Source organism: Flavobacterium sp. KACC 22763 (assembly GCF_028736155.1).
GTDB lineage: Bacteria > Bacteroidota > Bacteroidia > Flavobacteriales > Flavobacteriaceae > Flavobacterium.
In genome coordinates, this window is the sequence record NZ_CP117879.1 from 2,865,019 (window position 1) to 2,879,753 (window position 14,735).

Below are 14,735 nucleotides of genomic sequence, written 5' to 3' on the forward strand. Positions count from 1 at the left end.
ACAAATGAAAACAGCATATATAGTAAAAGCATATAGAACAGCAGTTGGAAAAGCTCCAAAAGGTGTTTTTAGATTTAAAAGACCTGACGAATTAGCTGCAGAAACCATTCAGTTTATGATGGACGAACTGCCTAATTTTGATAAAAAACGTATTGACGACGTTATGGTAGGAAATGCCATGCCGGAAGCAGAACAAGGTCTAAACGTTGGACGTTTGATCTCTTTAATGGGATTAAAAGTGGAAGATGTTCCTGGTGTTACAGTAAACCGTTACTGCGCATCTGGATTAGAAACTATCGGAATGGCGACGGCTAAAATCCAATCAGGAATGGCAGATTGTATCATTGCCGGTGGTGCAGAAAGTATGAGTTATATCCCGATGGGAGGTTACAAACCAACTCCAGATTATAAAGTTGCTGCTGCAGGTCACGAAGATTACTACTGGGGAATGGGGTTAACTGCTGAAGCGGTGGCGAACCAATACAAAATCTCTAGAGAAGATCAGGACGAGTTTGCATACAACTCTCACATGAAAGCTTTGAAAGCTCAAGCTGAAGGAAAATTTGACAAACAAATCGTTCCGATTACTGTTGAGCAGACTTTCATCAACGAAAATGGCAAAAAAGAAACAAAATCATATGTTGTAAATAAAGACGAAGGGCCAAGAGCAGGAACTTCTAAAGAAGCTTTAGCAGGTTTAAAACCCGTTTTTGCGGCTGACGGAAGTGTAACGGCTGGTAACTCTTCTCAAATGAGCGACGGTGCGGCTTTTGTTCTAATCATGAGCGAAGAAATGGTAAAAGAATTAAATCTTGAGCCAATTGCACGTTTGGTAAATTTTGCTTCTTCTGGTGTTGAACCAAGAATTATGGGTATTGGTCCTGTAAAAGCTATTCCGAAAGCATTAAAACAAGCGGGATTAACATTAAACGATATCGAATTAATTGAATTAAACGAGGCTTTTGCTTCTCAAGCTTTAGCAGTTACTCGCGAATTAAATATAAATCCAGAAATCGTAAACGTAAACGGTGGAGCAATCGCTTTAGGTCACCCTCTAGGATGTACAGGAGCTAAACTTTCTGTTCAGTTATTCGATGAAATGAAACGAAGAGGTAACAAATACGGAATCGTTTCGATGTGTGTGGGGACTGGGCAAGGAAGCGCTGGAGTCTACGAAGTATTGTAATAAGTAGTATTAAGTAAAGTATACGTCCAGTTTGGTCATTGCGAGGAACGAAGCAACCTCGCTAACAATTGCGCAAAGCAAGTGTGGTTGCTTCGTTCCTCGCAATGACAAGATTGAGCAAAAACAAAATATAAAAAAAACATAATCATGGCAGATACAATCGAAAAAAACGTGACTCGTGGTGGTCAGTTTTTAGTTAAAGAAACAAAATGCGAGGACATCTTCACACCAGAAGATTTCTCTGAAGAGCAGTTAATGATGCGTGACTCTGTAAAAGAGTTCGTTGACAAAGAATTATGGGCGCACAAAGATCGTTTTGAGAAAAAAGATTACGCTTATACAGAATCATCTATGCGTAAAGCTGGTGAACTAGGACTTCTTGGAGTTGCAGTTCCAGAAGAATACGGCGGATTAGGAATGGGATTTGTTTCTACAATGTTGGTTTGCGACTACATTTCTGGAGCAACAGGTTCTTTCTCAACTGCTTTTGGTGCACACACCGGAATTGGAACTATGCCAATTACACTTTACGGTACTGAAGAACAAAAGAAAAAATACGTTCCGAAATTGGCTTCTGGAGAATGGTTTGGTGCTTATTGCTTAACTGAGCCAGGCGCAGGATCTGATGCTAACTCAGGAAAAACAAAAGCTGTTTTATCTGAAGACGGAAAATACTACTCTATCACTGGACAAAAAATGTGGATTTCGAATGCAGGTTTCTGTAGCGTTTTCATCGTTTTTGCTCGTATTGGAGATGATAAAAATATTACAGGTTTCATCGTAGAAAACGATCCAGCAAACGGAATTTCTATGAATGAAGAAGAGCATAAATTAGGAATCCGTGCTTCTTCTACTCGTCAGGTTTTCTTCAACGAAACAAAAGTTCCAGTTGAAAACATGTTGTCTGAAAGAGGAAACGGTTTCAAAATCGCAATGAATGCTTTAAATGTTGGACGTATTAAATTGGCGGCAGCATGTCTTGATGCTCAAAGAAGAGTTACTTCTGGAGCTGTAAAATATGCTAACGAAAGAATTCAGTTCAATACTTCTATTTCATCTTTTGGCGCTATCCGTTCTAAATTAGCTGAAATGGCAACTAATGCTTACGCTGGAGAAAGTGCTTCTTACCGTGCTGCAAAAGACATCGAAGACAGAATCGCAGCTCGTGAAGCAGAAGGAACAAGTCACCAAGAAGCAGAATTAAAAGGTGTTGAAGAATATGCTATCGAGTGTTCTATCTTGAAAGTAGCAGTTTCTGAGGACGTTCAATCTTGTTCTGATGAAGGAATTCAGATTTTTGGTGGAATGGGATTCTCTGAAGATACTCCAATGGAAAGTGCTTGGAGAGATGCTCGTATCGCTCGTATTTACGAAGGAACGAACGAAATCAACAGAATGCTTTCTGTAGGTATGTTGATCAAAAAAGCAATGAAAGGTCACGTTGATTTACTTGGACCAGCAATGAAAGTTCAAGAAGAATTAATGGGAATTCCATCTTTTGACACTCCAGATTTCTCTGAATTATTCTCTGAAGAAAAAGGAATTATTGCTAACCTTAAGAAAGTTTTCTTAATGGTTGCAGGAAGCGCTGTTCAAAAATACGGTCCAGAATTAGATGCTCATCAACAATTATTAATGGCGGCTTCTGATATCCTGATTGAAATCTACATGGCTGAAAGTACTATTTTGAGAACTGAAAAATTAGCAAAAGCTCAAGGCGAAGATAAAGTTCAAGAGCAAATCGCTATGGCAAAATTATACTTGTACAAAGCTGTAGATATCGTAAACTTAAGAGGAAAAGAAGGAATTGCTTCTTTTGCTGAAGGTGACGAGCAACGCATGATGTTAATGGGACTTAAACGTTTCACTAAATATACTAACCTGCCAAATATTGTGGCACTTAGAGAAAAAATTGCAGCAAAATTAGTAGCAGAAAACACTTACTGCTACTAATTTCAAAATAGTTTTTAGCTTTTAATTTGTTATAAACCCGCGCAAGTCCGAAACTGCGCGGGTTTATTTTTTCAATATTTTTAGCGAAAGATATTTCTTATTCTTCGCAATATTTTTGCAGTTATTTGCAAAATATTTGTTAAAATTAACTTTTAGACTTATACCGAATAGTTAAACATCAAATGGATTACAGTATATTTAACGTTCTAAAAACTATAAAAAACAAAATAATGAAACAAATTAACCTAATTGCATCATTTTTATTGTGTTTTTGCTTCGCTACCACCTTCGCACAAAAGAACAAAAAAATGGACATTATTGCTTATTACACTGGCGATTCTCAACTTATTGATAAATATGAAGTTGAAAAATTAAACCAGATTATTTTCAGTTTCTGCCATTTAAAAGATGGTAAATTAAGTGTTGATTCTGCCAAAGATTCTCTTACAATTAAACATTTAGTTTCGCTTAAAGCAAAAAATCCACAGCTTAAAATTATTGTATCTCTTGGAGGATGGGGAGGCTGCGAACCTTGTTCTCAAGCATTCTCAACTGCTGAAGGCCGCTTAAAATTTGCAAAATCTGTAAAAGAAGTAAGCGATTATTTTAAAGTTGACGGTTTAGATTTAGATTGGGAATACCCATCAATTGAAGGGCTTCCTGGACATTTATACCAAGCTGCTGACAAACCTAATTTTACTGAATTAGTTAAAATATTACGTTCAACTTTAGGTAAAAAATACGAATTGAGTTTTGCGGCTGGAGGTTTCCAAAAATGTCTGGATGAATCTATAGACTGGAAAGCTGTTGCTCCTTATGTAAACCGCATCAACATTATGAGTTACGATTTAGTAAACGGATATTCAAAAGTTACTGGTCATCATACACCATTATACAGCACAAATCCGAAAGAAGAATCTACCGATAGAGCTGTTGAATTTTTATTAAAAGCAGGTGTCCCTGCTGAAAAACTAGTTATTGGAGGTGCATTTTATACCAGACAATGGAAAAATGTAGAAAATATCAACAACGGATTATACCAAGCTGGAGAGCACTTTCAAGGTGTTGACTTTAAAAACTACGCTACAACCTACACAGAAGCTAACGGCTGGAAATATTTTTATGATGAAAAAGCGCAAGCGCCATATTGGTACAATGCATCAACTAAAACTTTTGCAACATCAGATGATTTAAAATCTATAAAAGCAAAAGCTGAATACGCAAAAGCAAAAAAATTAGGCGGAATTATGTTTTGGGAACTTACTTTGGATAGTTTCCGCGACGGAATGGTAAATGAGATTTACAAAGTTAAAACTGAGAAATAAAAAAAAACGGGAATCAAAATGATTCCCGTTTTTTTTTATAGACGAATATTTTACATCATTTTAGTCTTATTTTTATCCATTTCGCCAATAAATGGAATAGCTTCCAGAATTTCGCTTCTAATTATAGTTTGAAGATAAACCTCAAGCTGAATAAACTTAGCTGCATTTATTGAACCAATTGCTTTTTTGGCCTGATTATAAGTTTTAGAATAAAGCTTCTCATAATCAACATGATTTTTTAAAGTAGCTTTTGCCAATTCATCAGCTTTTGCATCAGTTAAAGTTTCATAATTCGCCGCATAATCATTTAGCAATTGAAACTTTGTCTGCCCTAAAGCTTTTCGGGAGGTTTCATAATCGTCGTACACTTTAGTAAAAGCTGCCGCTTGCGCATCAGATAAATTCATATACTGTTTTACCAGGTCAGCTTTAGATTTTCCATAAACACTTTGTACTACTTCTAAATCTTCTTTATAAGAAGACTGCGCATAAGATGAAAACGAGGCTGCCGCCATGATAAGAATAAGACTTAATTTTTTCATAGTTTCAATTTTAAATTTGTTTTTAAAAATATATGCATACTCAAATATACTGATTTTAAACACATTAAATCATAATCATCTTTTAAAAGAAAGAATATTGGTAAACTGCTGATAAGGCATAATAATTTAGTCCGTTGTTGGTATATGCCCCAACATGATATTGAAATCTAATAGACTGTCCTTTTGCAATTGGAGTAGAAAAAGTTCCCCCTACTCGCCAGTTATCAATCTGGCTATCATCGGAAACTCCATCAGTAATAGTTCGACCTCCAAAAAACCAAGTCGTATTAAAGCCAACCCACATTTGGTTTTTAAAATAATAGCTTGCGTGCGCCTGAAGACTATAGGTTGGTTTTTGCTCTAATTTTTTTCCTAGATAGTCGTTATTATCCGTATAAAACCACATTCCGCCATAGGCCTCAGCATAAACATGGGCAAACCTTTTCGACACCCCTATTTCGGGTTTAAAAGCCCAGCGGTTTGTTCCAATATTTACTTGTTTATCACCATAATATCTTCCTGTTGGGATTGAAGTAACCAAACTAACTCCAAGAATTGTTTTTTGCTCAAAACTTCTGAATTCAGATTTATCAAGTGCAGGAGAACCTAATAAATTAATTCCAAAACGCACTTTCATATCTGCAAAACCAGTTCTTGAGCCAGTAACCAGCTGATCACTAATTACAGCAGATCCATCCATAAACGTAAAAGGTAGCGCTACCTGTACACGAGCCAGTTTATCTGCCATCCCAAAAGTTCTAATATAATTTACAGCCATGTTGTGGCTTTGAAGTGTAAAATCTTTTATGGGTAGAGAAGGATCTGTCAGGACATTCCCATTCATAAAAACATAACCTGCAGCAATTACATTTAAACCTTTAGGAACATTTGCATACACTCTGGGTTCCAAATCCTGACCAAATACGCTGCACACACCAAAAAAGAAAAACAAAACCGAAAACTGCCACTTTAATAACAAAAAAAAGATTCTTACCATATAATACTCAGACGAATTTGTGACAAGTTTAGTATTGAATTATATCATTGTTTCTCTGCTGTTTTTGGAGCATATACTACTCCATCATAACTAATTGGGCCTCTATTATTGCTACTCACAGAAAGCGTTGTGCTTCCGTTATAAAAGATAGAAAACGTTAAATCGTACACATCACTGGCACCTCTTACTGTTGCTTTTAGAATGGTATTATTCTTTTTGCTTTCGACTCTAACATTTTCAGGTTTTCCTTCAAATTTTATTCCGCCATCAGTACTGTATCCAACATTATAACCACGTCCAAAAAAAGGAAGATCACAAGTTGTGTTATCAGTTTTAAACTTTAAAAAATAAGTATTATAGTCCAACTGAATCAATCTACCGCCTTGAGGTGTTGCTTTTTGTGCTTCAAAAACAAAATTTTGACTATCTATAAGCGCTTTGATTTCATTTTGTTTCTTGAGTTCTCTTTCTTGCTTAAGTTCTTTTTTTGTTTTTTCCTGTGCAGAAGCAGAAAAACTAAAAGCACTTAGTAAGAACAGCAAAATTGGTATTGCAGTTTTCATAACATTATTTTTTAGTAAAACGCATCATGGCAATATCCCCAGAAATAAAGTTTAAAGTCTTACCATCATCTGTTATATCGTAAGAAGTTATTTTTTGAAGCGTACTCAAATAAGTTTGTTCACCTTGCAATCCGTCCAAACACATCATTTTGGTTACTGCCATTGGCTGAGTAAAATCGATTTTGTTGCCATCAAGAACCAATTTTCCTGAGTATGTATTACAGCTCGCATTACCAGAAACCTGATTTGCTTTGGTATCAAAATTTATTGTTGGTTTTTTATTTGGGTATAAACCATCAAAAGTAATTCGTGGGCCAGTGATATAATTTAGTTCCCAAGTTCCATCAAGCTTAGAAACCGCATCCGTTTTTGCACACTTACAAGAAATTAAAAACGAACTAAAAAAAACGAGGGTAAAAATCTTTTTCATCATAACATTAAGAATTAAATGTGAGCGAATTAGACAAATGGCTTTCAGAAATTATTCGTTAAAAACCTATACGAATTTAAACAATATTTTCGGTTTTTAACTCAATCAATATCAAATTATAACGTATAGTTTGACTTTTTTTTAACTTTTAGAGTTAATCAAATCCGTTATTTTATGTTAAATTTACTTAATCTTTAACTAAAATGCCCGTAGATATGAAAAAACTAATTGTTTCTTTCGCTATAATTACAGCCTTAATCATTGGCTGTAAAACAAATACAAAATCAAACGATGCTAAAACTCTGACTGTTGCATTAGAACCAAAAAGCAATAGTAAAGTTGCTGGAACTGCCACTTTTGTTGAGAAGAACGGCAAAGTAACTTTTACAGCAAAAATCACAGGATTAGAGCCTGGAGTTCACGCTATCCATATTCATGAAAAAGCAGATTGTAGTTCTGCAGACGGAAGTTCTGCTGGAGGACACTGGAATCCAACTTTCAAAAAACACGGAAAATGGGGAGTTGGAGAATATCACAAAGGTGATATCGGAAACTTTACCGCTGACGCAAAAGGCAACGGATCTATCACTTTAACTACTGACGAATGGTGCGTTGGATGTGGAGATTCTAACAAAGATGTTCTTGGAAAAGGTTTAATTGTACATGCAGGAACAGATGATTTTACCACTCAACCAACAGGAAATGCCGGAGGAAGAGTCGCTTGCGCAGGAATCATTAAATAAGAAAAATTTGAATAACCGCTATTTTTAACAAAATCTAGCGGTTATTTCATTTTAAAATGAATCCTAAAACAAGAAAAAGACATAGCTTTGCATCAGCAAAATAAAGTCAATGATTAACCCATCAGCACCAGGCTGGATCGATAAGTTTTTTAGTGAACAGAAGTTTTCAGAAGCAATTCCTTTTGAAACAGTGGATTCGTTTTACTATAAAGTGAGAGAAACGGGTTTTATTTACGGCCATATTATTGCTATTGACTCTCAAATTCCAATTCCAATTAAGGGTTGGTTTAAAACCGAAATTTCAAAAGTAGCTTTACTGAATACGCTCTATCATGTTTTTTGTTTAGAGAAAAGAAATTCGGAACCTAAAAATTTTATTGCTGAAGTTTTAAAGTTTTACAAGCAGATGAATCCAGAAGGATTTAATTTGTTCAAAATTTTATTGCCAAAAGACACTCCTTCTCTATCTCTAGAAAATATTATTGACCAGAGAGTCCAAACTAACGATAGTATTATCAGTAAAAACTTTTCGCATTTGGTAACGAATGCTCTTTTGTTTATTGATGTTTTAGCTTTCAGACAGTATTTGGAACATGGAGAAATTCCTGAAAAATATTTAAAGAGAATAGAAGAAACAGTTCTAGGAATTGTCGGTTTGGCTTTAAAAACCAAAACTGTAAAATCACAGCACGACGATCTATTAATTAAACTTTTTGAAGCTTCTATACGTTATTCGAAATTTTCTAAAGTTACAGTTGAAACTTTGGAAACTTTACATCTTGACTATTTCAAAAACGAATTAGAGCATTATTATTTAATCGATATGGCCGGAATGGCTTTATGGAGTGATGGTGTAGTAGAAAACGAAGAATCATATTTTCTATATGCTTTAGGATCAACAATGGGAGTTCCTGATGATTTTGTGACCAAAAGCATGGACACAACCAACACTTTTATCACTACCCATAAAAAGAAGATTCCGTACTTTAATTATTCAAATCCTGTCAAGCATTTTTATGATCAAATGACGCACAGTGTAGTCAAACTAATCATACGAAACAAAAACAGATTGATTAAGGAAATTGTACAGAGTAAAGAATTAATGGTGCTACTCGCCTATTCTACAACGAGAGATTTGGATGCAAAAGAAAAGAAGAAAGTAAAAAAACAGCTTTTGGACATTTGTAAAACTATTCCATCTCTGACAATCTTCCTGCTTCCTGGAGGAAGTTTATTACTGCCAATATTAATAAAGTTTATCCCAACAATGCTGCCATCGGCATTTAATGAGAATCTAGACGAAAACGAATAAAAAAAATCGCCCTTTATGAGGGCGATTTCTATTTCTATCTATTAAAGATCTAATTGATAAACAGAATCCAATTCATCGTTTGAACTGATTGTTACATTCAAATCAGTTACAAAACCTGAATTTAATCCGTACACCCAACCGTGAAGCATTAAATCTTGTCCATTTTTCCAAGCATTCTGCACAATAGATGTTTTCGCTAAGTTATAAACTTGTTCTTTAGTATTGATTTCAACAAAAGCATTAAAACGCTCTTCTTCATTCTCAATTGAATTCAAGTATTTATCGTGAAGACGGTATTCATCTTTAATATGACGCAACCAGTTATCGATAATTCCAACAGACTGATGCCCCATTGCAGCTTTCACACCACCGCATCCGTAATGTCCGCACACGATAATATGCTTAATTTTCAAAACATTTACAGCATAATCTAGAACACTAAGCATGTTCATATCAGAATGCACAACCATATTGGCAATGTTTCTATGTACAAAAACTTCACCTGGTTTTGCACCAACAATTTCGTTTGCAGGAACACGGCTGTCAGAACATCCAATCCATAACAATGGTGGCTGTTGTCCTTTTGCCAAATCAGCAAAATAATTAGGATCTTTTGCTAATGAAGTTTCTACCCACTTTTTATTGTTCTCTAATAACTGCTCATAAAATTTTCTCATTTCTTTTATTTTTTGTGTGGTAATTTCTAAGTTATAATAGTCTCCAAAAATGAACTTGATGTAAAGTTACCTAAATTTTGACATTTTTACTGCCTTAAAAACCCCTTATTTTAATTATTCGCTTTTAACAACTTCTCTTTTAACCAGTTCTCTTTTTGCCACATCATAATAATGTTCAATCGTAACATGATTACTATTTTCTGGCGTATTTTCCAATTCGTAAGCTTCCTTAAACCCTTTAAGCTTCACTTTGATGTTTTCATCTACAGCTCTGGTTTCTTTAAATTCACGAATTAAATCCAAAACATCATGTGCAATATACTCTGTATCGTGAGCATTGATAATTACTTTTGAGTTTTCTGGAATTTCATTTAAAGTCTGTTTAATAGCCGCTTTGTTTAAGAACGAAACTTCCTGCGCTAAATCGATATGAATGATATCGCCATCTTCATATTCTTCTTTCTTGAAGACATAAGCTCTTTTTAAATTTCCTCTCAAAACAAAAATGATACTGATGATAATTCCCAACGCAACCCCTTTTAGCAAATCTGTTGCAACAACAAAGACCAAAGTTGCAATGAAAGGTACAAACTGGTATTTTCCCTTTTCCCAGAAATGCATAAAGGTTGCTGGTTTTGCTAATTTATATCCGACCAAAATCAAAACAGTAGCCAATGTTGCCAAAGGAATTTTGTTTAGAATTGCTGGTATAGACAATACACTTATTAATAAAAGCACACCATGAATGATGGCTGACATTTTAGATTTTGCCCCTGCATTGTTATTTGCAGAAGATCTTACTACTACAGAAGTCATTGGCAAACCTCCTAAAAGAGAGCTTACAATATTACCCACACCTTGCGCTCTAAGTTCAACATTGGTATTGGTGTAACGTTTTTGAACATCCATTCTATCAGAAGCCTCAATACATAAAAGAGTTTCAATAGAAGCGACAATGGCAATCGTAATACCAACTACCCAAACTTGCGGATTTGTAACAGCAGTAAAATCTGGCGTAATTATAATTGATTTAAAGTCTTCAAAAGATTTTGGAACTGGCAAAGAAACCAAATGTTCTTTCGCAATTGCCAAAGTGCTTCCTGTAGATACAAATATTTCGTTTAAAACTACTCCAGCAATAACAGCAACCAAAGCTCCAGGAACTAGTTTTATTCTTTTTAAGAAAGGCACTTTTTCCCAAGCTAACAAAATTACCAATGAAACGGCTGAAACTACCACAGCTCCTAAGTGAATATGATTTAAAACATCGAACAAAAATGAAAACGAATTACTTCCATCATTTTGAACAAAAGCTTGATCTCCTTCAAAATCTGCATCATAACCAAATGCGTGCGGTATTTGTTTTAAGATGATAATGATTCCGATACCCGCCAACATTCCTTCGATTACGTTTGTCGGAAAATAGTTCGATATACTTCCCGCTTTTAAAAATCCCAATGCTAATTGAATTAATCCAGCAATAAAAACAGACATTAAAAATACATCGAAAGCTCCTAAATCGGTAATGGCGGTTAAAATGATAGCTGTTAACCCAGCAGCTGGACCTGATACACTAATATGTGATTGGCTCAAATATCCTACAACGATACCACCCACAACACCAGCGATAATTCCAGAAAATAACGGTGCTCCAGAAGCCATTGCAATACCTAAACACAATGGAAGAGCCACCAAGAAAACCACTAAACCTGAAGCAAAATCAGATTTAAGGTTGGCAAAAAGATTGATTTTTTTTGTCATAATATAATACTAAAAAAATTATTCATTAAAGATTTACCCCATCTCAAAAGAAATGCGGCTAAAGATCAAAATAATCGGAAGTATTATGCTACGTTAGGTGGTGGGGCAAAAATGCTCGGAGAGATGTTGTCTAGTTTGACAATGTTTTCAGAAATGATTGTTTTTTTCTCGATATAAACCGGAATCAAAACTTCGTGCTCAAGAATAGTAGGGTGAACTACATTTTTAAGTTCTTTATGCACTTCCTCTTCAGCGATACTAAAAGATATAGTCGTATTATTTCCTTTCTTAAGCGCCTGAACAATTGTCGGGGTCGATAAGAAGGCAATAAATATGAATAATAATATGCGAGCTATAAATTTCATTGAAGCAAAAATAGCGTTAAACAAATAAAATCAAAGAGATTTTTATAGAAATTTAACATAAACAAAAAAGCAGAATGCAATTTTCATCCCATTCTGCTTCTATTTTACTAAAAACCAATATTTTATAATGATTCTTCTAACCAAGCATTCATCATCCAAATTGTTTTTTCTTGCTCAGCAATAAAGTCACTCATCATAGAATTAGTTCCTTCGTCATTAATTTCGTCAGATTTGTTCAATATTTCTCTTTCAATTTTTAATAAATCTGATAAAGAGTGAACAATCAATTGAACTGCTTTTTCATCGTTAGAAATATTTTTTCCAACTGTCAATTTATTGTTTTTGATATAATCTTCAAAAGTATGCAAAGGCGTTCCTCCTATTGTCAATACCCTTTCTGCAATCATATCTATTTTTAATTGTGCATCTGTATATAACTCTTCAAATTTTACATGTAAATCAAAGAAACGTTTTCCACGAATATTCCAGTGAATTCCTCTCAAGTTTTGATAATACACTTGAAAGTTTGACAATAAAACATTCAGTTCTTTTACTAACAACTCTGATTCTTTTACAGGTAATCCTAAAATATTTGTCTTCATAATTTAATTTTTTACACTAATTTACTACAAATTTAAAGTAACTTTACTAAAATAAATATAAATAAAAATTATATTTTCTTATTTTTGCATCACAAATTACTATCAACATGACTATAACTCAATTGCAATATGTGTTAGCGGTTGCTGAGCACAAAAATTTCACTCTTGCTGCTGAAAAATGCTTTGTAACACAGCCAACTTTAAGCATGCAAATACAAAAAATTGAAGAAGAACTTAATATTTTAATTTTCGACAGAAGCAAAAAACCGATCCAACTTACTGATATAGGACAGAAAATTGTAAGTCAGGCAAAAAACATCGTAAACGAAGCTGATCGTATAAAAGATATTGTAGAACAGCAAAAAGGTTTTATTGGCGGAGAATTTCGTTTAGGAATCATTCCAACCATTATGCCTACGCTTCTACCCATGTTTTTGAATAATTTCATTAAAAAATATCCAAAAGTTAAACTCTTAATTGAAGAGTTGAATACAGAGGAAATTATCCTGAAACTAAAAAACGGACACTTAGATGCTGCAATTGCTGCAACGCCGCTTGAAGACGAAAAAATAAAAGAAATTGTGTTGTATTTTGAGCCATTTGTAGCTTACATTCCAGAGCATCACGCTAGTTTCCAAAAAGAAGAAATTGAAGTAGCCGACTTAAACCTGAACGAAATTCTGCTCTTACAAGACGGCCATTGTTTTAGAGACGGTATTTTAAATTTGTGTAAAAGTGTCTCAGACGTCGACCAGACTAATTTCCAGATTCAAAGCGGAAGCTTTGAAACTCTCATTAAATTGGCAGACGAAGGCCTTGGTACAACGTTACTTCCGTACTTGCACACCCTAGACTTAAAAGAATCCGATAAACTGAAACTCCGTAACTTTAAGGAACCAAAACCGGCTCGAGAGGTAAGTTTGATTTACCCAAAGAGCGAATTAAAGATGCAAATCATTGATGCATTAAGATCTACAATTGCAGGCGTTGTAAAAGGCGCAATTGTTTTTCAGAATGTTCAAATCATTAGTCCGTTACAAAAGAAAGCGTAATAAAAAAGGAGCCAATTTGGCTCCTTTCTTTTTATACTTTAATTAGTTGTAGACTTTGTTTTAATTCTGGTTTTCCGACAACGAAATTCAGTAACCATTCTTGCAATTGTTCCATTTCGTAAGGTAACAGTGTTTTGATAGCTTTTTCTAGCTCTTTGCAGAAAAGTACCGGATCGAAACTAACTCTTTCAAGTATTGATTTCGTGTAATCAAACATCATTTTTGACATAATAAAATAAGATTTTCGGGGGTTATCTATTTTTTTAAACTCGAACCAAATTTAAACAAATAACTAACATAAATATTACTTTTAACTTATTTTTTTAAAAACTTTAGCAGCGAATACGTTTTCTTAAAACAAATAAATCAATGTAGAATTATTCTAAATTACTCATTTAAACCTTTTTAAAAGCTCTAAACATTTCTCTTTTTCCTGGAGGGCCTGTTAATTTTTCTACAGTAAATCCAACTTCGATCATACTTCTTTTAACAACTCCTCGAGCTGCGTATGTAACTAGAACGCCGTTTGGTTTTAAACTATTGTACATTTTCTGAAAAATTTCTGTACTCCAAAGCTCCGGTTGCACTCTATATCCGAAGGCGTCAAAGTAAATCAAATCAAAAATTTCAAAATCGTTTATTTCGTGAAAAAATTGTTTCCTTTTGGTTAACGAGAACAAGTCGCAAATTTCTGTTTTTTCATCCCAGTCCGATTTATGCATTTTTTCAAAAATGTTATAAAATTCCGATGCCTCCAATTCTTCAGCATAATTCATTTCCAAAATCTCATCTGCATCAACAGGGTATGCTTCTACTCCAACATAATCAATTTTCTGATTTTTTCTAATGGCTTCCAAATACGTAATAAAAGCATTCAAACCAGTTCCAAAACCTATTTCTAATATACTTATAGGATTATCAAATAATGATAGCCCGTTTTTAATAAAAACATGTTTTGCCTCTTGAATTGCGCCATGTTTAGAATGATAACATTCGTCCCATTCAGGCAAACGAATTGTAGTTGAGCCATCTAGCGTTTTAATTATTTCTCTTTTCACCTTTTAAGAATTTAATAATGACTTTTTATTGATTTTCAAGCCATTTCAATAATCAAATTTAGTCAAAACAAATGCGTAAAGCCTTAAAAAACGACACTTTTTTCATAAATTCTTTATAAAAATCAATTAAATATTTGAGTTTATTATAGGATAAATAAATCTCAATCAA

General features: G+C 34.1%; 16 protein-coding genes. 6 read left to right on the forward strand and 10 right to left on the reverse strand.

The window, feature by feature from the left end; translation table 11 throughout:
* Nucleotides 1-4: 4 nt before the first annotated feature.
* The 3 genes from PQ463_RS11480 to PQ463_RS11490 all read left to right on the forward strand — a co-directional run bounded on the left by PQ463_RS11480 (nt 5) and on the right by PQ463_RS11490 (nt 4,464).
* Nucleotides 5-1,186, forward strand: coding sequence for a thiolase family protein (locus tag PQ463_RS11480; protein ID WP_198856475.1), 1,182 nt, complete (start codon nt 5-7; stop codon nt 1,184-1,186).
* 147 nt (nt 1,187-1,333) lie between these two features.
* A complete protein-coding gene (locus PQ463_RS11485; protein WP_274253822.1) occupies nt 1,334-3,139 on the forward strand; it encodes an acyl-CoA dehydrogenase FadE in 1,806 nt (601 codons plus the stop codon).
* A gap of 308 nt (nt 3,140-3,447) precedes the next feature.
* Complete coding sequence (locus PQ463_RS11490) at nt 3,448-4,464, forward strand: glycoside hydrolase family 18 protein (RefSeq protein WP_274253823.1); 1,017 nt, start codon at nt 3,448-3,450, stop codon at nt 4,462-4,464.
* Nucleotides 4,465-4,514: 50 nt separating this feature from the next.
* Here the strand turns inward: PQ463_RS11490 and PQ463_RS11495 are convergent, their stop codons facing one another.
* The 4 genes from PQ463_RS11495 to PQ463_RS11510 form a co-directional block, all read right to left on the reverse strand.
* Nucleotides 4,515-5,006 carry a hypothetical protein gene (locus PQ463_RS11495; RefSeq protein ID WP_274253825.1) on the reverse strand — a complete coding sequence of 164 codons (492 nt, stop codon included), beginning with the start codon at nt 5,004-5,006 and terminating at the stop codon, nt 4,515-4,517.
* 82 nt (nt 5,007-5,088) lie between these two features.
* Nucleotides 5,089-6,003, reverse strand: a complete 915-nt coding sequence (locus tag PQ463_RS11500) for a transporter (RefSeq protein ID WP_274253826.1) — start codon at nt 6,001-6,003, stop codon at nt 5,089-5,091.
* 44 nt (nt 6,004-6,047) lie between these two features.
* Nucleotides 6,048-6,566, reverse strand: coding sequence for a DUF4251 domain-containing protein (locus PQ463_RS11505; RefSeq protein WP_274253827.1), 519 nt, complete (start codon nt 6,564-6,566; stop codon nt 6,048-6,050).
* Nucleotides 6,567-6,570: 4 nt separating this feature from the next.
* Nucleotides 6,571-6,999 (reverse strand): META domain-containing protein, encoded by a 429-nt coding sequence (locus tag PQ463_RS11510; protein WP_274253828.1) that lies wholly within the window; start codon nt 6,997-6,999, stop codon nt 6,571-6,573.
* A gap of 212 nt (nt 7,000-7,211) precedes the next feature.
* Between PQ463_RS11510 and PQ463_RS11515 the strand changes: the two genes are divergently transcribed.
* Complete coding sequence (locus tag PQ463_RS11515; protein WP_111379028.1) at nt 7,212-7,739, forward strand: superoxide dismutase family protein; 528 nt, start codon at nt 7,212-7,214, stop codon at nt 7,737-7,739.
* Nucleotides 7,740-7,848: 109 nt separating this feature from the next.
* On the forward strand, nt 7,849-9,051 hold the full coding sequence (locus PQ463_RS11520) for an LETM1-related biofilm-associated protein (protein ID WP_274253829.1): 1,203 nt from the start codon (nt 7,849-7,851) through the stop codon (nt 9,049-9,051).
* Nucleotides 9,052-9,092: 41 nt separating this feature from the next.
* Here the strand turns inward: PQ463_RS11520 and can are convergent, their stop codons facing one another.
* The 4 genes from can to PQ463_RS11540 form a co-directional block, all read right to left on the reverse strand.
* Nucleotides 9,093-9,728 (reverse strand): carbonate dehydratase, encoded by a 636-nt coding sequence (can, locus tag PQ463_RS11525; protein WP_111366243.1) that lies wholly within the window; start codon nt 9,726-9,728, stop codon nt 9,093-9,095.
* A 114-nt stretch (nt 9,729-9,842) separates the two neighbouring features.
* Nucleotides 9,843-11,489 (reverse strand): SulP family inorganic anion transporter, encoded by a 1,647-nt coding sequence (locus PQ463_RS11530; RefSeq protein ID WP_274253830.1) that lies wholly within the window; start codon nt 11,487-11,489, stop codon nt 9,843-9,845.
* 83 nt (nt 11,490-11,572) lie between these two features.
* Entirely contained in the window at nt 11,573-11,854 is a 282-nt protein-coding gene (locus PQ463_RS11535; RefSeq protein WP_239457881.1) for a hypothetical protein, read from the reverse strand.
* Nucleotides 11,855-11,976: 122 nt separating this feature from the next.
* The gene (locus tag PQ463_RS11540; protein ID WP_111379024.1) at nt 11,977-12,456 is read right to left on the reverse strand and encodes a Dps family protein; all 480 of its coding nucleotides are present in this window, start codon (nt 12,454-12,456) and stop codon (nt 11,977-11,979) included.
* A gap of 107 nt (nt 12,457-12,563) precedes the next feature.
* On the opposite strand from PQ463_RS11540, the gene PQ463_RS11545 reads away from it, so the two are divergent.
* Nucleotides 12,564-13,508 (forward strand): LysR substrate-binding domain-containing protein, encoded by a 945-nt coding sequence (locus PQ463_RS11545; protein ID WP_111366250.1) that lies wholly within the window; start codon nt 12,564-12,566, stop codon nt 13,506-13,508.
* 31 nt (nt 13,509-13,539) lie between these two features.
* Here the strand turns inward: PQ463_RS11545 and PQ463_RS11550 are convergent, their stop codons facing one another.
* Both PQ463_RS11550 and mnmC2 read right to left on the reverse strand, forming a co-directional pair.
* Nucleotides 13,540-13,737, reverse strand: a complete 198-nt coding sequence (locus PQ463_RS11550; protein WP_008468486.1) for a hypothetical protein — start codon at nt 13,735-13,737, stop codon at nt 13,540-13,542.
* 166 nt (nt 13,738-13,903) lie between these two features.
* On the reverse strand, nt 13,904-14,566 hold the full coding sequence (gene mnmC2, locus PQ463_RS11555; RefSeq protein WP_274253831.1) for a tRNA (5-methylaminomethyl-2-thiouridine)(34)-methyltransferase MnmC2: 663 nt from the start codon (nt 14,564-14,566) through the stop codon (nt 13,904-13,906).
* Nucleotides 14,567-14,735: the final 169 nt, after the last annotated feature.